Genomic DNA, 19,758 nt, shown 5'->3' with positions numbered 1-19,758 from the left:
ACTATGGCTGGTCTGACGCTCGAACGAGTCAACAAGCGCTTTGGCAGCACCCGGGTGATCGATGATGTCTCGATGCAGATCGACAACGGCGAGTTCATCGTTTTTGTCGGCCCCTCCGGTTGTGGCAAGTCGACCCTGTTGCGCCTGATTGCCGGGCTCGAATCGATCACTCACGGCGATCTGATGATTGATGATCAACGGGTCAACAATCTCACGCCGCCGGAACGCGGCATCGGCATGGTGTTCCAGTCCTACGCGCTCTATCCGCACATGAGCGTCTACGACAACATCGCCTTCGGCCTGAAGCTGGTCAAACAGGAGAAGCAGACGGTGGACGAACGGGTCCGCCAGACGGCAAAAATCCTGCAGCTTGACGGTCTGCTGGAGCGCCTGCCCAAGGCGCTTTCCGGCGGCCAGCGCCAGCGTGTGGCGATCGGCCGGGCGATGGCCCGCGAGCCGAAGATCCTGCTTTTCGATGAGCCGCTCTCCAACCTGGACGCGGCGCTGCGGGTACAGACCCGCAACGAGATCGCGCGGCTCCACGAGCGTTTGGGCTCGACCATGATCTATGTCACCCACGACCAGGTCGAGGCGATGACCCTGGCCGATCGCATCGTGGTGCTCAACGCCGGTCACGTGGAGCAGATCGGTACCCCACGCGAGCTTTACGAACGGCCTGCGTCGCGCTTCGTCGCGGGCTTCATCGGCTCGCCAAAAATGAACTTCCTCGAAGTCACTGCCCATCCCGTTCCCGAGCAGGGCTGTCGCGTAGAGATTCCCGCCATCGGACAGCGCACGCTGCCGCTGGCACTCGACAGCGCCAGCGAAGCGACGCTGGGCGTGCGTCCGGAACATCTGATTCCCACCGCCAGTGAAAGCGGCGAAGGGCTCGAGATCGTCAATGTCGAGTACCTCGGCAGCGAAGCCTATCTCTATCTGGAGCGCGACGACGGCGAGCTGCTGGTCTGTCGCACTCAGGCCTCCAGCTCGTTCAAGCGCGGCGAACGGGTAGTGCTCGATTTCGATCCGGCACATGCCCATCTCTTCGATCGTGATGGACGCGCGATGGCACCGCTTGCGCACCATGAATCCGTCACTGAGCCGCAGGGGACCCTATCATGAGCATGCAGGACACTGATCAATCGACGACCGGCCGAGGTGGCTGGCGCACGGCGCTTGGGCTGGTCGCACTACTGGGCGCCACTGGTGGGGTGCAGGCCGCCGAGGTTGCCATCGCCTGTGGCGGTGGTGGTGACGGCGACTACTGCCCCATCGCGGCCCGCGCCTGGGCGGCACAGACCGGCCACAGCGTCAGAGTGGTGACCACGCCCAACGCCACTACCGAGAAGCTGGCACTGTTCCAGCAGCTGCTCAACAGCCATTCCCGGGACGTCGACGTGATGATGGTCGATATCGCCTGGCCGGGGCTTTTGGCACCGCATCTGCTGGATTTGAGCGAGGCCGTGCCGCCTGCCGAGCGCGAGGCCTTTTTCCCGGCCCTGATCGAGGCCAATACGGTTGATGGCCGCCTGGTGGCACTGCCCTGGTACACCGATGCCGGTCTGCTTTACTACCGCAAGGATCTGCTCGACAAGTACCAGCGTCCGGTACCCGAGACCTGGCAGGACATGAACGAGACTGCCGCCAGCATTCAAAAGGCCGAGCGCGATGCCGGCCATGACGAGATGTGGGGCTTCGTGTTTCAGGGTCGTGCCTATGAAGGGCTGACCTGCAATGCGCTCGAGTGGATCGCCGGCTACGGCGGTGGGCAGATCGTTGATACCGACGGCGCGATCACGGTAGATAACCCGCAGGCCACGGCGGCACTGACCGAGGCGGCGAGCTGGATTGGCAGCATCGCCCCGCGTGGCGTGCTCAACTACACCGAGGAAGAGGCACGCGGCGTGTTCCAGAGCGGCAACGCGGTGTTCATGCGCAACTGGCCCTACGTGTGGTCGCTGGCCCAGCGCGAGGGCAGTCCGGTGAGCGGCAGGATCGGCGTGGTACCGCTGCCCCACGGCCCCGACGCCGACTCGGTGAGCACCCTGGGCGGCTGGAACTTCGCGGTCTCACGCTACACTGATACGCCCGAGGCCGCGATTTCGCTGGCCCGCTATATGACCAGTGCTGAGGTGCAGCGCCAGCACGCGCTGAACAACGGCATGAACCCGACCCGAATCGCACTCTACGATGATGCCGAGGTGGTGGCGGCCAATCCCACCATGACCGTGCTGCGCCCGGTGCTGATGAACGCAGTGGCACGTCCTTCGGCAGTGACCGGCGAGGCCTATGCCCGGGTGTCCAACGCTGTCTTCAACAACGTGCACGAAGTACTCTCCGGACGCGCCGAGCCCGCTGCGGCGCTGGAGACTCTTGATCAGACCCTGACCCGACTCAAGCGCCGGCAGTGGTGAGCGGTAGATGATCGGTTGAAGGAGGGCACGATGCCCCCTCGAGCGAATGGCAATGTTGTTCCATCTCCGCATTCAGAGCGGAAAGGGCCGTCAATCCGGCCGATGCAGGGTGACAGTGCCCCCTGTCGGCAGTCGCATGAGCATGATGGATGCACTATATTCGACCAACCATTGGAGTTGACATGACACAGCACTCTTCCTGGCCACAGTGGTGGCACGACGCCGTCATCTATCAGATCTATCCGCGCAGCTTCATGGATGCCAGCGGTGATGGTATCGGTGATCTGGCCGGCGTGACCGAGCGGCTCGACTATCTGGCGAACCTGGGCGTGGATGCGCTCTGGCTGTCGCCCTTTTATCGCTCACCGCAGGCAGATGCCGGCTATGACGTGGCCGACTATCGCGATGTCGATCCGCTGTTTGGCACGCTCGAGGATTTCGACTCGATGCTCTCGGGGGCTCATGAAAGAGGCATGAGAATCATCGTGGATGTCGTGCCCAACCATACTTCCAGCGAACATGTCTGGTTCAAGGAGGCGCTGGCCTCGGATTCCGGCAGCCGGGCGCGGGCGCGCTATATCTTTCGCGAAGGGCGTGGCGAGCATGGTGAACAACCGCCCAACAACTGGCAGAGCGTGTTCGGTGGGCCTGCCTGGACACAGGTGCCCGGCGAGCGCGAGTGGTATCTGCATCTTTTTGATACCAGCCAGCCCGATCTTGACTGGCGTAACCCCGAGGTGCTCGAGGAGTTCGACAATGTGCTGCGCTTCTGGCTCGCGCGCGGCGTTGACGGCTTCCGCGTCGATGTGGCCCACGGCATGATCAAGGCGCCGGACCTGCCGGACTGGGAGGGCAGTCAGGAAATGATCGAGGGCGGCAATCGTGGTCCCATGTGGGATCAGGAAGAGGTGCACGAGATCTATCGCCGCTGGAATCGGGTGCTGGCCGAGTTCGGTCGTGACCGCATGATGGTCGCCGAGGCCTGGGTGCATCCGCCGGCGCGGACGGCGCGCTACGTACGTCCTGACGAGATGCAGCAGGCGTTCAACTTTGACTACCTGCTGACCCCCTGGAATGCCGACAAGCTGCGCCGTGTCATCGATACTTCGCTTGAGAGCTATGGGGCGGTCGGGGCCACCACCACCTGGGTCATGTCCAACCACGACGGCGTGCGTCATGCCTCACGGCTGGGGCTGTCGCATCCGGGCACGCGCCCCAACGGCATTGATGCCGACGGTGAACAGCCTGACGAAGCGCTGGGGCTGCGCCGGGCGCGGGCGCTGATCATGCTGACGCTGGCGCTGCCCGGATCGGCCTATCTCTATCAGGGTGAAGAGCTGGGCCTTCCGGATCACACCACCATGCCGGCGCGCTATCGGCAGGACCCGACCTTCCATCGCACCGATGGAGAGCAGATCGGTCGTGACGGCTGTCGCGTACCGCTGCCGTGGCGCGCTGATGCACCGGCCTTCGGTTTTAATACCACCGGTGAGAGCTGGCTGCCACAGCCTGAAAACTATGCCCGCTATGCCGCCAACCTTCAGCTGGAAAATGCCACCTCGACGCTGGAGCTTTATCGTCGACTATTGGCCATGCGCCACGAATACGGGCTGGGCCACGGCGAGCTGACCTGGCAGGAGAGCCCGCGCAGCGATGTGCTGAGCCTTTCCAACGGCGGCGTGACCGTGGTGCTCAACCTGGGCGAGACGCCGGTGGCGCTGCCCGAGGCAGAGGTCGCCATTCAAAGCGTGCCGGACGCCGTCAGCGAGGGACAGCTGGCCGGCAACGCGGCGGTCTGGCTGGTGACGCCTTGAAGCGCCCGGTCCTGACCGTGATACCACACCGTGACGCCTTGCCGTGGAAGCTGATGTGAGCAGGCGTCATCCCGTGACACTCAAGGCCGTCGCGACGCATCTGGGCGTCTCGACGGCCACCGTCTCCAATGCCTTCAACCGGCCCGACCAGCTTTCGTCAAGGCTGCGCGAGGAGATTCTGACCGCGGCCCGGGCGCTGGGTTATGACGGCCCCAGCCGTCAGGGCCGAACGCTGCGCACCGGACGTACCGGCATCATTGGCGTGATGCTTTCTGATGGTCTGGGCTATAGCCTCGGCGACCGCGTGGCCGGGGATTTCCTGGGGGGTATTGCCGAAGTGCTGGACGCCCGGGGCTATCATCTATTGCTGCTGACGGACTCATCCCGTACTGAACGTCAGAGCGCTTCGCTCAACGGCGTGGCCGACGGCTATCTGATTTACGGCTCGATCCCTGAAGAGAACACCATGGCTTTGCTGCGCCATCAGCAACAGCCGCTGATCACGGTGGACATCCGCTTGCCGGGATTGCCATCGGTGTTGATCGATCACCGCAGCGCAGCGCTGGCCATTGCACGCCATGCACTCGCTGGCGGTGCAAGGCGCCCGGCCATTGTGGCGCTGCGCATGACACTGGACGCCTCCGGAGGCCGGCTCGAGCGCCCATTACAGTGGTCTCAGCCCAATCAGGTCGCCACTGAGCGACTGGCCGGTTTCGATCAGGCGCTTGAAGAGGCCGGTCATGATCCGGAACAGGTGCCCCTATGGAACGTTGCCGGCAATACCTTTGAGGCGGCGGCGCCGGTCATCGAGACCCTGCTGGCCGAGGACAAGCCGGATCTGCTGCTGTGCATGTCGGACCGTCTGGCATTGACTGCCTTGAGTCTGGCCGAGCAGCGCGGTATCAGCGTGCCCGGCGAGCTGAAACTGACAGGCTTTGATGGTATTGCCGAAGGCCAGCACCGTCGTCCCATGCTCACCACGGTCTATCAGGACAGTTACGCCAAGGGTGTGACAGCAGCGCGGCTGGTCACCGGGGAGCGTCACGAACACGATATCTGTCAGCCGGTCTGGCTGATCTACGGCGATACCTGACCCTGGTGCCCTGACGCCGCCACTGCCCGAACCCCTCATCTGCCGGTATGGAATCACTCATCGCAAGGATGCCCAGCGCGTTTTTTCGGATAACCCTGTCTTTCCGGAATATTGTGCTCCGATAAGCTTTTTTTTGAACGATGGTTCAAACTGGGCTAATGTCGCTCTGAACCAACACCGAAAAGAGGCAGCATCAAACGCTTTCAGGGCTCTCTTCCAATTTCCAATATCAATCAGGAAGACACATGAGTGAAGCAACCAGGGGTCACTCCTCTTCAGAGGACAGACTCAATCCAACCGTCTTTTACGGATCATTCATAGGCATTGTGGTGTTCTCGCTATGGGCGATGATCGCCACCGAACAGGCCAACAAGGTCATCAACGCCGTTCTGGGCTGGATCTCCAACACCTTTGGCTGGTACTACTTTCTAACCGTTGTCATCTATCTTGCCTTTGTCATATTTCTCGGCGTTTCACGCTTTGGCAAGATCCGCCTGGGGCCTGAGCACGCCCGGCCGGACTTCAATATCTTTTCCTGGTCGGCCATGCTGTTTTCCGCAGGGATCGGTATTGGCGTGATCTTCTTTGCCCTGGCCGAGCCGCTGACGCAGTTTTATAACGCGCCCGGCGCGCCGGAGGATCAGATCGAGGCGGCGCGGTACGCCATGCAGCTGACCTTCATGCACTGGGGGTTATCGGGCTGGGGGATCTATACGCTGGTCGGCATGTCACTGGCATTTTTCAGCTATCGCCACAATCTGCCGCTCACCATCTCAAGCGCGCTCTATCCAATCTTTGGCAAGAAAATCTATGGCCCCATCGGTCATGCCGTTGATATCGCGGCGGTGCTGGGCACCGTGTTCGGTATTGCGGCCAGTCTTGGCATTGGGGTCATCCAGCTCAACTACGGGCTGAACTTCATGTTCGGCATTACCGAGAGCGCCTGGACCCAGACCATTCTGGTGCTGATGATCGTGCTGTTTGCGACCATCTCCGCAGTCACCGGGGTCGAGCGGGGCATCCGCCGGCTGTCGGAGTTCAATATCCTGCTGGCCGTGGCGCTGCTGCTGTTTGTGCTGTTTGCCGGCAAGACCATCTTTTTGTTGAACGCGCTGGTGATGAACATCGGCGACTATCTCTCCTCGTTCGTGAGGATGTCGTTTGACACCTACGCCTTTGATCGCCCCACCGAATGGCTCAACGGCTGGACGCTGTTCTTCTGGGCCTGGTGGATCGCCTGGGGCCCGTTCGTTGGCCTCTTTCTGGCACGTATCTCCCGCGGCCGCACCATTCGTACCTTTGTGGCCGGCACCCTGTCGCTGCCCATTGCCTTCATGATGATCTGGATGTCACTGCTGGGGAACAGCGCCATCGATATGGCGATGAACGGCGCGACCGATTTCGGTCAGCAGGTCATGAATAACCCGCCGTCAGGCATCTATCTCTTCCTACAGGAGTATCCCTTCCCGGTGGTCACCACGATTGCCGTGAGCATCCTGGCGATCGTGTTCTTTGTCACCTCGGGAGACTCGGGCGCTCTGGTACTGTCCAACTTCACCTCGATTCTCAAGGATGTCAGCAGCGATGCGCCGGTCTGGATGCGTATTCTCTGGTCGGCGGTGATCGGGGTGCTGACCCTGTCACTGCTGCTGGCCGGCGGACTTTCCACCCTGCAAAGTGCGGTGGTGATCACCGGGCTGCCATTCTCGATCGTGCTCTTTTTCATGATGGCGGGGCTCTACAAGGCGCTCAAGGTCGAGGCCTTCAAGGAAGAGAGCTATCGTCTGAGTCTGGCCGGTTCGCTTTCCGGTCGCATGGGCAGCAGCCGAGGCGGGCGTGGCAACTGGGAGCAGCGTCTTGATCGGGCGATGAATTTCCCGGATCGCAGTGAAGCGCAGCGCTTCCTTGAAGAGCGGGTTCGCCCGGCCATGATGGCCATCAAGGATCGGCTTGAGCATCAGGATGTCGGCGTTCACGTCAACGGTGGCGAGCAGAACGAGCATGACTATCTTGCGCTCAATGTCGATTTCGGTGAGGAACAGAACTTCACCTATCAGGTCTGGACACGCGCGTTTGCAACGCCTGCCTTCGCCATGCGGACCAAAAAGGCCTCTCGCAACTACTACCGTCTTGAAGTGCATCTTCTGGAAGGGAGTCAGGGCTATGACCTGATGGGGTACAGTGAGCAGCAGGTGATCGACGATATTCTCGATCAGTACGAGCGCCACCTGCAGTTTTTGCATCTCAACCGTATGGAACCCGGCAGTATCAACATGCCGGACAGTCCCGAGCAGCCGCCGGTCTGACAAGGCCGAGCCTGTCGGTAATAAAGGGGGCCCGACCATCATGGTCGGGCCCCCTTCTCATGAAAAATCACTGTAAAACAGGGAGAGGGCTCAGGCCCGTGCCGCCGGACGCGCCAGGGCGATGGCAAGCGCTGCGGCCACGACCAGCGCGACAAAGGCGTAGTGCAGCGTGATGGCTTCTGCCAGAAAGCCCAGCATCGGCGGGCCGCCGAGCATGCTCAGATAGCCCAGCATGGCGACCGACGCGATCGCCCCGGAGGGCGACATCGACCGGTTGCGCCCGGCCAGACTCAAAAGGCACGGGAACAGGGTCGACATGCCGATGCCGGCCAGCGCAAACCCGGCCAGGGCAGCGATCGGGCTGGCCGCCACAATGGCCAGTCCAAGCCCGAGCAGGGCCAGTGCGCTGCCAATCTCGAGTGCGCGTACGGCACCCACTCGATCCAGCCAGCGATCTCCCAGCAGACGACCCACGGCCATGGTGCCGGTAAACACGGCCAGTCCGAGGGCCGCATGCCCGCGCGAGGCGCCCAGTTCGGTGAGAAAGAGCGCCGACCAGTCCGCCATTGATCCTTCGATAAAGACCACGGCTGCGGCGATAATGCCCAAAAGCCAGACCCGGCCCTTCGGGCGCACGAACAGGGCGCCGACCGGGCGCTCGGCGCGCGGCGGTGGGGCCAGCAGATGACGGTGGGCGATCAGAATGCCTACCATCAAGAGCCCGGCCACCAGCAGCAGGTGGCAGCGCGGGGTCAGCCCGAGCGTTGCCAGCGCCCCGCCCACCAGCGAGCCGGCCATGCCGCCCAGGCTGAACAGGCCGTGAAAGGAGGACATGATGGAGCGTCGATAACGCCGTTCCAGAGTCGCCGCCTGATCGTTCATGGCAATGTTGAGCAGCCCCATGCCAGCGCCAAACACCACCAGCGCCAGACCCAGCGTCAACATGGACATGGCCGCCCCGATCAGGACCAGCGAGACCACGATGGCGCAGGCGGCCACACGCGTCATGCGTCGACTGCCAAAGCGGTTGTTGAGATAGTTCGACAGCAGTGTCAGACCCAGCGACCCGATCACCGGACACAGCAGCAGGGCACCGAGCTGGGATTGCGACAGCTCCAGCAGGGTACGAATATCCGGAATGCGCACCGCCCAGTTGGAAAAGGACAGTCCCGACAGGGCAAAAAACCAGGCAATGGCGGCGCGGCTGGCGGGCGCATGAGCCGTAACGCTTTCGCCGGCGGGGTCACTCATGAAGCACTCCTCGTCACAAGGTTCAAAAGGGCAGGCCCGTATTCTCCTGTCGGCAGGCGCGCCCATTCTCCATCAAGGTGGTGATGGCCAAGAGGGCATTTCTGCCCTGCATGATGGCAGGTTCCGGACTAGCGTCCTTCCGGCGACAGCGCGTGATGGGTCTGATGATCATCGGTCAGGCGAATCAGCGCCTTGAGGACATCATCATGCAGTGGCTGCGGCAGTGCTGGCTGTTCAACGCGCTTCAGGAAATCCACCAGCTCATTATCGCCCACTACCCTGACGCTCTCGTTATCGCGGATACGCTCAAGACGCCAGCCCGGCATGGCCAGCATGGCCCTGACGGGGACGTCACACCTGCACTCACGGCTCAGGCGCTCCTGCAGCCAGCGCCGGGCACGCTGCGCCTCGCGTATCGGCCGTGTTTCCTCGCGATCGGGAAAGATCAGCCGTTCGCCATCGAGTCCAAGCGTTCGAGGAGTGTTCGCGGCGGTTTCGGGACCGGGCTGGCGGGTGCGCACCAGCAGGGAAAAGACGCCGTGTTCGGTGACCACGACATGGTCAATGGTAAAGTTTTCGGCCGGTACATCGTGAAAGATACAGGTTCCCTGGTGCTGCTCGCGCAAAAGCCGCTGCAGATCATGGGCCACATTCATGGCGCCAGCCAGCCGCAAGCGCAGATTAGAAATCCGGTAGGAAAGTGCCATCATGAAAGCGCCCACGATCATTGCTGCGATCGTGGTGATCAACCCGTAGATGCTCCATTCGATCCAGTCCTGATAGGACGAAAACAGCATGCGTCCCATGCCGTAGATCAAGGGCGTGATGGCAAGAATGGGACCCAGCGCCCCCGCCAGAAAGAGTCTGACGCGTGCCTCGGCCAGACGCTCGCGGAAGCGGTTACCGGACTGTCTGAGCCGATGACCGGAAGGAGAGAAACCGGGCCTGTCCTGAAACAGGTGGCGAAGGCCGAGCACCACGACGGCAGTGGCGAACAGGGGAGTCAGAAAAATCAGGGGAAGTAGATATTCCAGCCAGCGCATGACGTTATCCCGATAGGTTGAGGGGTAGTCTAGCGTTCTGTCGAGTTGGCATCCATGCCCGGCAGAAATTTCGCTGACGCCATTTCGCGTTCGGCCGTCAGGTTGCAAGGAGTCATCATGAGTAGCGTATTGGGTGCCGATCAACAGGCACTGATTGATCTGGTACGGCGCTATCCTCGTCTGTGCGTTCTGACAGGCGCCGGCGTCAGTACCGACAGTGGCATTCCCGACTATCGAGACGAAAAGGGCGAATGGAAGCGACCACCGCCCATGACCCATCAGGTCTACATGAAAAGTCACCTGGGGCGTCAGCGCTATTGGGCGCGCAGTCTGGTCGGTTTTCGACTGCTGGCGCACGCCACGCCCGGGCGTGCGCACCAGGCGCTGGCCGCGCTGGAAGCACAGGGATTCATCGAAGGAATCATTACGCAAAACGTTGATCGTCTGCATCAGAAGGCGGGCAGTCGGCGTGTCGTGGACCTGCACGGCCGGGCCGATCTGGTGCGTTGCATGCAGTGCAATCTGCTGGTGCGTCGTCATGTGCTGCACGATCACCTGGCCACGCTCAACCCTGACTGGGTCGGCATGGAGGCCGAGATCGCCCCGGATGGTGATGCCTATCTTGATGAGGTGGACTTTTCGACCTTCAGGCTGCCGGAGTGCCCGCGTTGTGGCCACGGCATTTTAAAGCCCGATGTGGTCTTTTTCGGCGATAACGTGCCGCGTGGGCGGCTTGAACGTGCCATGTCGATACTCGATGACAGTCAGGCCCTGCTGGTGGTGGGGTCATCACTGATGGTGTTTTCAGGCTTTCGTTTTGCCCGGCATGCCGCTTCAAGGGGAATGCCGATGGCATGCCTCAACCGGGGGCATACTCGCGCCGATGCGTTATACAGCCTCAAGTGTGAGGCGCCCATTGATGAGAGCCTGACCGCCCTGCTGGAGGGCCTGTCAGACGTTGATGGCTCAAGACTTATGGGGTGATCGGGGTCAGCGGCACACGTACCTGCTGCGAGGGAGCGCCCCGGGTCAGCACGGGTAGCGGCTCAAGCGTCAGATAGCGTGTGCTCTCTCCTTCAAGCAGGGCCGCGCTGAGCGCGTAACGGCGGTCGCTGTCGATGCGCTGTCGATCAAACTGCAGCGCAAAGGGCACCGGCCAGCGACCGTGGGTGTTCTGATCGACCTGGGCGATGGTGGTGCGTCCCTGGGTCATGTCCAGCAGACGAATCTCCAGCCGGGCATCATCGGCCATCGGCGCCTGCTCATCGCTGACGGCTTCACCTGAAAGCGTGGCAAAATCGGGGCCGCCGGCAAACAGCGAGCAACCGCCTAGAAGGCCGGTCATGACCAGCGGTGCGACGGCCAGCAGCGATCGAAAACGGCGGTTCTGCATGCTTAGCCCCCTGCCAGCTTGACGGTATAACCGCGCTTTTCCAGCTCGGCACGCAGCGTATCGCGGTGATCGCCCTGAATCTCGATGATCCCCTCCTTGAGCGACCCACCACTGCCACAGCGTTTCTTGAGCGCCTGCATCAGGGTCTTGAGCTCATCAGCCGGCAGCGGTATGCCATGCAGCGTGGTCACGCCCTTGCCCTTGCGCCCGGCCGTTTCCCGTCGAATACGTACGATGCCATCAAGCGATGCCAGGCGCGCCGCTTCCTGCGCTCGTTGCGCATCGTCCTCGTCATGCTTGCGCATGTCTCCGGTTTCAGTGGAATACACCTTGCGGCTCAACTGATCGCGCAGTGATGACATTGTTCGACTCCCGCTTGCATCAATAAGCCCCAAGAATAGCGCAGCGGCGACGTCGTTCGAAATGCACGAACGCCCGCACGTGAGAAATACAGACCCAAAGCAGCCCTTTTTGTTCAATTGATCAGCGGGGGGCTGGGTAAACTCATGATCATTCAATGACGTCGACTGAATCGGCGCACCCAACCCTGATCATTCTCCACGAGGGCTCGTCATGCGACGTATCGCAACCGCTGTCATTACCGGATCACTGCTGCTGGTGACCAGCGCCGCCGCCAACGCCGAAGAGCACTGGTCAGTGGCCGGCACCGCCGGTACGACCGGTCTGGGTGCCAATGTGAGCTGGCGCTTTCATGATCACTTTGCCCTGACGGCCGGCTATAGCGGCTACAATTATGACGATCTGGATCAATCCGTTAATGACGTTGATTACGAAGGGGAAGTGGATATCAACGTCTATAGCTTGAAGCTGGATGTCTATCCGTGGGTCAATAGCGGCTTTTTCCTTTCTGCAGGTGCTGTAAGGCCCGATATTCGCATCAATGCAATAGGACGTGCCTCTGTAGATTTTCAGGGAGAAGACATCACTATTCCTCGCGATTTTGGTTATCTGGATGGCAAGGCCGAGCTTTCTGACGGTGTTGAGCCCTATCTGGGTATTGGGTGGCGCAACAGCTCCAGGCAGGGGTTGGGCTTTTATGCTGAAGCCGGTGCATTCCTGATTGACCCGTCGGTGTCGGTTAATGCCAGAGGGCCGATCACCAACTCCCCCCTGGCGCCTGCCGCTCGGTCCTATGCTTCTGACGCCGAAGATGATGCGCTTGACGAGCTCAACAAGTACAACATCTATCCGGTCGCCGTCATCGGTATCGAATATACCTTTTAAACCTGATTTTGTTTGAGTCCTGCCCCGCTTCGGCGGGGCTTTTTTGTGCCTGTGATTCAGCGGCTCAAGGACGCCATCGACCCGGTCGATAAGTTCTACTCGCCTGAATCACTCGGCCCGGCAGGGCTGTCCCATAATGGGAGAGTACGCCCGTTACGGCAGTGGCGACGCGCCCGGGCGTCGCAGGCCGGTATCGCGGACAACGGAAACCACCATGCAGGATGATGCCACCGAGCTGGATCGGGCCCTGGAAGGCAGGGGACGGGTTCTGATACCGGCTGAATTGAAGGACGCCTTTGCCGACGACACCCTGGCCGTGCGTCGCCGCGCCCTGTCGAAATCCGTACTCCTTGGAACAGGATTTTATGTCGCCTTTGCACTGGGCGACGCCTTCGCCGTGCCTGATCGGCTTCAGCTGGCGCTGATCTTTCGTCTGGCCATTATCCTGCCGCTCGGACTTGTGGTGTTCTACTGGCTCCGTCGTACCCGCTGCTCGCTGATACGACAGCAGTGCGTGGCCTGTAGTTTTCATCTGCTGGTGGTGGGCCTGCTGGCACTGCTTGTGGTGCTCTCTGAATCCGTCGATGCGCTGGGCTTTGTCTTTGCAAGCTACGCCCTGTTGATGTTCATGGTGATCAGCATGGCGCTGCCGCGGTCACTGGTGGCGGTGCTGGCCTCTGTCGTGGTTCTGATTCAGGCGGTAGCGGTCGCCCATGGACCGCTCCGATACCCGACGCTTGAGCTGCATAATCTGATGATTGCCATCGTGATCATCGGTCCCGCCATCTTTGCCAATCGGGCGCTGGAAAGCGACCGTCGCCGACAGTTTCTGTTGATGGAGCGTGAGCGATTGCGACGGCGTCAGCTGGCCGAACAGCGCGACATGCTGGCGCGTCTGGCAGCACTCGACCCTCTGACCGAGCTGGCCAATCGGCGCGGGCTGAATGCCGGCATTGCAGGGGATCTTGATCGTTTGACGTCCGGGGCGCGGGTGGCCATCGCCATGATCGATATCGATCATTTCAAGGCCTACAACGACCACTATGGCCACGGCGCCGGTGATGAGGCGCTCAGGCGTGTGGCCCGGGCGCTGGCAGAGGCAGCACGGCCGCCGGGACGCGTCGGACGAATGGGCGGTGAGGAGTTCGCCGTGTTCGTGCCGGGGATCACCCATCATGAGCTGCCCCTTTATGCCGAGCGTCTGCGGGCCAGCGTTCAGCGTCTGGCACTGGTTCATCATCACAGCAGAACGGCCGGTGTCATGACAATCAGCGTGGGCATGGTGCTGGGATGTCCGACGTCGTCGGATGTCCAGATGCTTTTCGAGGCTGCTGACGCTGCGCTGTATCGTGCCAAGAAGGCCGGGCGTAATCAGGTGAGTATCGAGGATCTGACCCGACCTGACATGAATGCCCACCGAACCGGTTGAGCCTGCCCTGATGTTACTGGAGGTTGCCGGTTTGCCTGACAGACTCGAAACCTTGCGCCAGACTTGATGGGATCGTTGTCATTTACGAACACATCAGAGGAGCTCACATGGCACAGGGAAAGGTGCGTTACGCCGTGGTCGGCGGTGGAGAAATTTCACAGGGCGCGTTCATGCCGGGGATCAAGGCCAGCGACAACTCGGAAATGACGGCACTGGTCACCGGCGATCCCAAAAAGGCTGAGGTGCTGGGCAAGCGCTACAACCTCAAGGTCTACGGCTACGAGGAGTACGAGACGCTTTTAAATTCCGGCGAGATCGATGCCGTCTATATCGCCACACCCAACTTTCGTCATCGCCAGGACACCCTTCCGGCACTGGAAGCGGGCATTCACGTACTGCTGGAAAAACCGATGGCGACCAGCGTGGCAGACTGCGAGGCGATGATCGAGGCGGCCGAGCGCAGCAGTGCCAAATTGATGATTGCCTATCGACTGCATCACGAGCCGGGCACGCTGGAGATGATCCAGCACATGCGCGAAGGCACCATCGGTGCGCCGCGCACGTTTTCCTCTCAACTGACCCAGGATCTCAACCCGAAAAACCACCGCGCCCTGCATGGCTACTGGGCCGGGCCGGTACCTGACATGGGCGCCTATCCGATCAATGCGGTGCGCCATCTGTTCGGCGCCGAGCCGGTCGAAGTCAGCGCCATGAGCGACAACAAACCCGGGCGCGACTACACCTGCGATGACAGCGTGACCGTCAGCCTGCGCTTCCCCGAGGGGCGACTGGCCCAGTTCTTTGTCAGCTACGCCACCAGCGGGCACAACCATCTTTCGGTGGTCGGCGAGCGCGGGGCTCTGTTTGCGCGCCCCAGTTACATGTTCGGGCCAGGCGTGTCGATCGACTATGACCTGAGCGTGGAGGGCAAGACCACGGCGCATTCGCCGGGGCCGGTCGAGCAGTTTGGCGGGCAGACCGACTACTTCTCCCACTGCATCCTTAACGACATCGCGCCCGAAGCCGATGGGACAGAAGGGCTGCGAGACGTGCGCATTCTGGAGGCCATCGAGCGGGCACTGGAGACCGGTCAGCCGCAGTCGATCGAGCCGCTCGACTATCGTGAACGTATTCAACCGGATCAGGTGCGTCGCCTGACGCCGGTTGAGCCCCCCGAAGTGGTCAGCGTCGAGACCATCAGCGGGGAGTGAGCCTGCCGTCATGGCGTTTTAGATCGATCATGACCTGACAGGTCAGAAGGGCTGCCCGCTCGGGCAGCCCTTTTTCATGTCGGCCTTTTATTCGAAGGTCGCCATGGTCAGAAGGTCAGCATGGGCTTCACCTCGGGATGACTGTCGTGCCAGATCAATGCCTGGCGCCAGTCGGCAAGTCTGAACTCCCGTGTTGACGGCATGTCGATGTCACGTAGCAGGGCCCAGAGTGTCTTGAAGCTTTCCTGCCACTGATAGCGATCCAGCCCGGCAATGTGATCGCGCAGATGAAAGTGACGTATGCGGGCGTCCATGTGATGTGAGCTGATGGGGATGCCGGAGAGCAGGCCATAGGTCACAAACAGGCCATCGGGCGCCATGTGAGACAGCAGTCGGTCGGCCAGTCGGCCTCCGGTGGCATCAAGGATGCGCCGTGCGCGTCCGGCAGCAGCATCAATGGCAGCATGGTCTTTCTGGTTCAGCACATTGACACCCATGGCCGTCAGCGCCTCACGGTGATGGTCACTGCGACAGATACCGGTGACCGAGCGGGCACCACAGCACAGCGCCCACTGGGCCAGAAGGCGAGCACAGTTTGAGCCGGCAGCGGTCAGAAGCACATCACACCCCTCGACCGGCCAGCGCTGAAGCATGGTCATGGCCGTCATCGGGTTGATCCAGGCGCGCGCCGCCACATGATCCGGGATGTCATCGGGTACGGGAATGGCCAGCTCCGGAGCGCAGTCCAGCGACTGCTGCCAGGTCCCAACGCCGCGCAACGGCAATACTCGTTGGCCCTCCAGTGCCTGCCACGGTCCGTGGGCCTCGGTCACTACCCCCACGCCTTCATGACCGGCCACCAGTGGTGGGGTGATCCGATGGCGATAGGCGCCGGTCACCGGAATCAGGTCGGAGGGGTTCACCGGCGCACAGGTCATGCGTACGCGCATGAGTTCCCGCATCAGCGGGCCATCCGGTCGTGGCTCAAGGTGCAGGACCTCCAGCGGTGAGCCAAAGCGGTGATAGCACAGCGCGGGGTCCGGCATGTCGACCGTTATATCGGCGAGCGCGTTGGCAGCGGTCATGACGTGTCCTCCTTTCGAATTATTGTGGTTAAAACAGATTGATCTGCTGATGAGGCGGTGCAAATCGGGTGGTATCCAGGCGTTCCTCCTCACGGCGTCGATTGAGCCCCAGGCGTCGAATGGCCAGCCGAAAACGCTGGGCGAGCAGGTCGGCAAAGGGGCCTTCACCCCGCAGGCGATGGCCAAAGCGACTGTCGTACTCGCGCCCGCCTCGCGACTGGCGGATCAGGCTCATGACGTGTTCGGCGCGCTCGGGAAAATGCTCCCGCAGCCACTGCTCGAACAGCGGACGCACTTCATGGGGCAGGCGCAGCAGCGTATAGCCGGCGCTGGTGGCACCGGCCTCGAGCCCGGCCCTTAAAAGCCTTTCCAGTTCCATATCGTTGATCATGGGAATCATCGGCGCGGTGATGATGCCGACGGGAACACCTGCCGCGCGCAGGGTGCGAATCACTTTCAGACGCGCTCCGGGTGAGGCCGCCCGTGGCTCCATGATCCTTTTGAGATCCGCCTCCAGCGTGGTGAAGCTGATAAAGACCCGTACCAGCCGCTGGTGGGCCAGCGACTCGAGCAGATCCAGATCGCGCAGGATCAGCGCACTGCGGGTAGTGATCGTGAGTGGGTGGTGATGACGCAGCAGCACTTCGAGCAGCTGTCGGCTCAGCCGGTGCTGGCGTTCGATGGGTTGATACGGGTCGGTATTGGCGCCAAGGGCCAGGGGCTCGCAGACGTAGTCGGGGCGGGCAAGTTCCTCGGCCAGCAGGGCGGCCATATTGGTGCGAGCGATCAGGCGCGTTTCAAAATCAAGACCGGGCGACAGGTCCCAGTAGGCATGCGAGGGCCGGGCAAAGCAGTAGATGCAGCCGTGCTCGCAGCCCCGATAAGGATTGAGCGACGAGGAAAAGGGCATGTCCGGTGACTGGTTGCGCGAGATGGCCGTGCGGCTTTGTTCCAGGCGCACCTCGGTGGCCCGGCTGGCAGGGACATCGTCCTGCCACCAGCCATCATCGACCACCTCGATGCGTGTGCGATCGAAGCGGTGATGCAGGTTGCCGCTGGCACCGCGGCCGATAATGGGTCCACCCGACATGACAAGGCTCTCTCTGAATACTGTTTAAATATACAGCTATATTGGAGAGAACCCAAGCCATACCGGGCTTTCCTGTTATGGTGACGCCAGCGTTTCGAGATCCTTCAGCAGCCTCTCAAGCCGCGCCTCGGTGAAGCTGGAAAAGGAGATGATGGCGCGCAGCGGCAGGTAGTGCCCCATGGCATTCATCAGATCGTCACTGCCCTCCCGGCCCATCAGGGCATTGAGCATGGGCAGCTCATCGGCGATGTCGGCGAGATGTTCACGCAGAACGCGAACGGCGCCGTCATGCGCCTTGAGATCCCCCAGCAGGGTGTTGCGATCGATCACCGGCAGCGGCGTGGCGTCGCCCTGCACCTCAAGACGCTGTGTGAGTCGAATATCGCGCGAGGAGGCGCCAATGCGCACCTCGAAGGTGCCGGTGGGCATTCGCCAGTCGGCGCGCTCGGCGTCATACCAGCAGAAGTCACGGCGTGTGAGCACAAGCTCAACGCGACTCGTTTCCCCGGGTGCCAACGTCACCCGGTCAAAACCGCGCAGCGCCTGTGCTGCCACCGGTACGGTCTGCGTTTGATCGCTCAGATAGAGCTGGACGATCTCGCTGGCCTTGCGATCACCGCTGTTGGTGATATCCACACCTACCGTCAGGGTGTCCTGACCGTCAAAGGTATCGGCAGAGAGCGTCAGGCTGGCGTAGTCAAAGCGGGCGTAGCTCAGGCCGTGACCGAAGGGGAAAAGCGGTGCGACGTCGTGGGTGTCATGGTAGCGATAGCCAACGAAGATGCCTTCGCCGTAGTTCACCACATCGCCCTGGCCCGGGAAGTTGAGATGGACCGGGTTATCTTCGAGACGCTGCGGGAAGGTTTCGGCCAGCTTGCCGCTGGGTGAGACCTCGCCGTAGAGCAGATCGGCCAGCGCTGCACCGATGGCCTGTCCCCCCAGATAGCCTTCCAGAATGGCGTTGACCTGACCGGCCCAGGGCATCGCGATCGGTGCGCCGTTGGCCAGCACCACCACGGTATTGGGCTGTACGCGGGTGACGGCTTCGATCAGGGTGAGCTGGTTGGCTGGCAGGTTCAGATGCGTGCGGTCATAGCCTTCGGACTCGTGACGCTCGGGCAGGCCCAGACAGAGCACGGCAACGTCGGCGTGGACGGCGGCGGTCGCTGCATCCTGCTCGAGCTGCTGATCGGAGGCATCGCGGTCGATCTCAAAGCCCTTGAGATAGTTAAAGCGGGCATCGCGGGACTCGAGCGCCTCCAGCAGGGTTTCGACACGGGTGGCGTTGACATGAGAGCTGCCGCCGCCCTGATAGCGCGGGCGCTCGGCAAATTCGCCGATGACCGCTACTCGCTGGGTATTTTTCAGCGGCAGGGTGCCGTCGTTTTGCAGCAGTACCATGCTCTCGCGTGCGATATGACGGGCGAGCTGATGATGGGCCTCGGCGTCGAATGCTGCGTGTTCAGGGCGAGCATCGTGGGCCTTGAAGATGATGCGCAAAAGCCGCTCGACGGCCTGATCCAGCACCGCTTCCTCCACACGGCCCTCTCGGACGGCGGCAGCAATCTGTGCATCGCGCTCGCCGACCGGCGCGGGCATTTCCAGCTCCATACCGGCCTCAAGCCCCGACACGCGCTCGTTGACCGCGCCCCAGTCAGAGACGACAAATCCCTCAAAGCCCCATTCATCGCGCAGGATATCGGTCAGAAGCCTTTGATGTTCGCTGCAGTAGTCGCCGTTGAGTCGGTTATAGGCACACATCACCGTCCAGGGGTGTGCCTCCTTCACCGCATGTTCAAAGCTTGCCAGGTAGATCTCGCGCAGTGTGCGCTCGTCGATCCGGGCATCTACCGACATGCGGCGATGTTCCTGATTATTGGCCGCAAAGTGCTTGAGCGAGCTGCCCACGCCGCGCGACTGCGTACCGCGAATGTGGGCGGCGGCCAGCTGCGAGGAGAGCAGCGGATCTTCGGAGAAGTATTCGAAGTTGCGCCCACACAGCGGCGAGCGCTTGATGTTGGCGCCTGGCCCCAGCACGACGTGCAGTCCTTCTGCCCGGGCCTCATCGCCCAGCGCGGCGCCGAGCTGTTCGAGTCGTTCGACACTCCACGAGCTGGCAAGCCCGGCGGCGGTAGGAAAACAGGTTGCCGGCCTGCTGTCGTTGACGCCCAGATGATCCTGCTCCTCGCCCTGTGCGCGCAGCCCGTGCGGGCCGTCGGCGAGGTTGATCGCGGGGATACCCAGACGCTCAACGGCTTTCGTGCGCCAGAAGTTATCGCCCGAGCAAAGTCCGGCCTTCTCCTCCAGCGTCATCTGTTCGATCAGTGTCTTTACATCGCGCATGTGCCGGGTGTCCTTGTCGCTTGAATGGAGAGGGGAATGAC

The 19,758-nt window shown here is 61.7% G+C and carries 16 protein-coding genes; 9 read left to right on the top strand and 7 right to left on the bottom strand.

Annotated elements, in window-relative coordinates:
• The first annotated feature begins 3 nt into the window (after positions 1–3).
• From B9G99_RS04705 to betT, 5 genes are all read left to right on the top strand, one after another.
• Positions 4–1,122, top strand: coding sequence for an ABC transporter ATP-binding protein (locus tag B9G99_RS04705; protein WP_086620962.1), 1,119 nt, complete (start codon positions 4–6; stop codon positions 1,120–1,122).
• A 2-nt stretch (positions 1,123–1,124) separates the two neighbouring features.
• Positions 1,125–2,414, top strand: coding sequence for an ABC transporter substrate-binding protein (locus B9G99_RS04700; protein ID WP_086623289.1), 1,290 nt, complete (start codon positions 1,125–1,127; stop codon positions 2,412–2,414).
• Between the two features lie 182 nt (positions 2,415–2,596).
• Complete coding sequence (locus B9G99_RS04695) at positions 2,597–4,228, top strand: glycoside hydrolase family 13 protein (protein ID WP_227875931.1); 1,632 nt, start codon at positions 2,597–2,599, stop codon at positions 4,226–4,228.
• A 73-nt stretch (positions 4,229–4,301) separates the two neighbouring features.
• A complete protein-coding gene (locus B9G99_RS04690) occupies positions 4,302–5,321 on the top strand; it encodes a LacI family DNA-binding transcriptional regulator (protein ID WP_158521442.1) in 1,020 nt (339 codons plus the stop codon).
• A 245-nt stretch (positions 5,322–5,566) separates the two neighbouring features.
• Complete coding sequence (gene betT / locus B9G99_RS04685; RefSeq protein WP_086620959.1) at positions 5,567–7,627, top strand: choline BCCT transporter BetT; 2,061 nt, start codon at positions 5,567–5,569, stop codon at positions 7,625–7,627.
• 90 nt (positions 7,628–7,717) lie between these two features.
• On the opposite strand, the gene B9G99_RS04680 is transcribed toward betT, so the two are convergent.
• Both B9G99_RS04680 and B9G99_RS04675 read right to left on the bottom strand, forming a co-directional pair.
• Positions 7,718–8,878 carry an MFS transporter gene (locus B9G99_RS04680; protein ID WP_158521441.1) on the bottom strand — a complete coding sequence of 387 codons (1,161 nt, stop codon included), beginning with the start codon at positions 8,876–8,878 and terminating at the stop codon, positions 7,718–7,720.
• 128 nt (positions 8,879–9,006) lie between these two features.
• Positions 9,007–9,921 (bottom strand): nuclease-related domain-containing protein, encoded by a 915-nt coding sequence (locus tag B9G99_RS04675; protein ID WP_086620957.1) that lies wholly within the window; start codon positions 9,919–9,921, stop codon positions 9,007–9,009.
• Between the two features lie 117 nt (positions 9,922–10,038).
• On the opposite strand from B9G99_RS04675, the gene B9G99_RS04670 reads away from it, so the two are divergent.
• The gene (locus tag B9G99_RS04670) at positions 10,039–10,905 is read left to right on the top strand and encodes an NAD-dependent protein deacetylase (protein WP_227875930.1); all 867 of its coding nucleotides are present in this window, start codon (positions 10,039–10,041) and stop codon (positions 10,903–10,905) included.
• Here the strand turns inward: B9G99_RS04670 and B9G99_RS04665 are convergent.
• Positions 10,895–11,314 (bottom strand): YbaY family lipoprotein, encoded by a 420-nt coding sequence (locus tag B9G99_RS04665; RefSeq protein WP_086620955.1) that lies wholly within the window; start codon positions 11,312–11,314, stop codon positions 10,895–10,897. The two genes, B9G99_RS04670 and B9G99_RS04665, sit on opposite strands and share 11 nt — an antisense overlap.
• Positions 11,315–11,316: 2 nt before the next feature.
• Positions 11,317–11,676 (bottom strand): translation initiation factor, encoded by a 360-nt coding sequence (locus B9G99_RS04660; RefSeq protein WP_086620954.1) that lies wholly within the window; start codon positions 11,674–11,676, stop codon positions 11,317–11,319.
• A 211-nt stretch (positions 11,677–11,887) separates the two neighbouring features.
• On the opposite strand from B9G99_RS04660, the gene B9G99_RS04655 reads away from it, so the two are divergent.
• From B9G99_RS04655 to B9G99_RS04645, 3 genes are all read left to right on the top strand, one after another.
• Positions 11,888–12,559 (top strand): hypothetical protein, encoded by a 672-nt coding sequence (locus B9G99_RS04655; protein ID WP_086620953.1) that lies wholly within the window; start codon positions 11,888–11,890, stop codon positions 12,557–12,559.
• A 214-nt stretch (positions 12,560–12,773) separates the two neighbouring features.
• On the top strand, positions 12,774–13,988 hold the full coding sequence (locus B9G99_RS04650; RefSeq protein ID WP_158521440.1) for a GGDEF domain-containing protein: 1,215 nt from the start codon (positions 12,774–12,776) through the stop codon (positions 13,986–13,988).
• A 107-nt stretch (positions 13,989–14,095) separates the two neighbouring features.
• A complete protein-coding gene (locus B9G99_RS04645; protein ID WP_086620951.1) occupies positions 14,096–15,199 on the top strand; it encodes a Gfo/Idh/MocA family protein in 1,104 nt (367 codons plus the stop codon).
• A gap of 107 nt (positions 15,200–15,306) precedes the next feature.
• Here B9G99_RS04645 and B9G99_RS04640 read toward each other — a convergent pair whose 3' ends face one another.
• From B9G99_RS04640 to B9G99_RS04630, 3 genes are all read right to left on the bottom strand, one after another.
• Entirely contained in the window at positions 15,307–16,284 is a 978-nt protein-coding gene (locus B9G99_RS04640) for a zinc-dependent alcohol dehydrogenase family protein (protein ID WP_227875929.1), read from the bottom strand.
• A gap of 28 nt (positions 16,285–16,312) precedes the next feature.
• Complete coding sequence (locus tag B9G99_RS04635) at positions 16,313–17,374, bottom strand: PA0069 family radical SAM protein (protein ID WP_086620950.1); 1,062 nt, start codon at positions 17,372–17,374, stop codon at positions 16,313–16,315.
• Positions 17,375–17,449: 75 nt separating this feature from the next.
• A complete protein-coding gene (locus B9G99_RS04630; RefSeq protein WP_086620949.1) occupies positions 17,450–19,717 on the bottom strand; it encodes a glycoside hydrolase family 3 C-terminal domain-containing protein in 2,268 nt (755 codons plus the stop codon).
• Positions 19,718–19,758 lie beyond the last annotated feature (41 nt).

This window comes from Kushneria konosiri, from assembly GCF_002155145.1.
GTDB lineage: Bacteria > Pseudomonadota > Gammaproteobacteria > Pseudomonadales > Halomonadaceae > Kushneria > Kushneria konosiri.
This window is presented reverse-complemented; position numbering and strand designations above follow the sequence as displayed.

Bases quoted from the DNA above. Each gene is read 5' to 3' on its own strand.
- B9G99_RS04705 (WP_086620962.1), top strand. From the start codon at position 4: ATGGCTGGTCTGACGCTCGAACGAGTCAACAAGCGCTTTGGCAGCACC.
- B9G99_RS04700 (WP_086623289.1), top strand. From the start codon at position 1,125: ATGCAGGACACTGATCAATCGACGACCGGCCGAGGTGGCTGGCGCACG.
- B9G99_RS04695 (WP_227875931.1), top strand. From the start codon at position 2,597: ATGACACAGCACTCTTCCTGGCCACAGTGGTGGCACGACGCCGTCATC.
- betT (WP_086620959.1), top strand. From the start codon at position 5,567: ATGAGTGAAGCAACCAGGGGTCACTCCTCTTCAGAGGACAGACTCAAT.
- B9G99_RS04680 (WP_158521441.1), bottom strand. From the start codon at position 8,878: ATGAGTGACCCCGCCGGCGAAAGCGTTACGGCTCATGCGCCCGCCAGC.
- B9G99_RS04675 (WP_086620957.1), bottom strand. From the start codon at position 9,921: ATGCGCTGGCTGGAATATCTACTTCCCCTGATTTTTCTGACTCCCCTG.
- B9G99_RS04670 (WP_227875930.1), top strand. From the start codon at position 10,039: ATGAGTAGCGTATTGGGTGCCGATCAACAGGCACTGATTGATCTGGTA.
- B9G99_RS04665 (WP_086620955.1), bottom strand. From the start codon at position 11,314: ATGCAGAACCGCCGTTTTCGATCGCTGCTGGCCGTCGCACCGCTGGTC.
- B9G99_RS04660 (WP_086620954.1), bottom strand. From the start codon at position 11,676: ATGTCATCACTGCGCGATCAGTTGAGCCGCAAGGTGTATTCCACTGAA.
- B9G99_RS04655 (WP_086620953.1), top strand. From the start codon at position 11,888: ATGCGACGTATCGCAACCGCTGTCATTACCGGATCACTGCTGCTGGTG.
- B9G99_RS04650 (WP_158521440.1), top strand. From the start codon at position 12,774: ATGCAGGATGATGCCACCGAGCTGGATCGGGCCCTGGAAGGCAGGGGA.
- B9G99_RS04645 (WP_086620951.1), top strand. From the start codon at position 14,096: ATGGCACAGGGAAAGGTGCGTTACGCCGTGGTCGGCGGTGGAGAAATT.
- B9G99_RS04640 (WP_227875929.1), bottom strand. From the start codon at position 16,284: ATGACCGCTGCCAACGCGCTCGCCGATATAACGGTCGACATGCCGGAC.
- B9G99_RS04635 (WP_086620950.1), bottom strand. From the start codon at position 17,374: ATGTCGGGTGGACCCATTATCGGCCGCGGTGCCAGCGGCAACCTGCAT.
- B9G99_RS04630 (WP_086620949.1), bottom strand. From the start codon at position 19,717: ATGCGCGATGTAAAGACACTGATCGAACAGATGACGCTGGAGGAGAAG.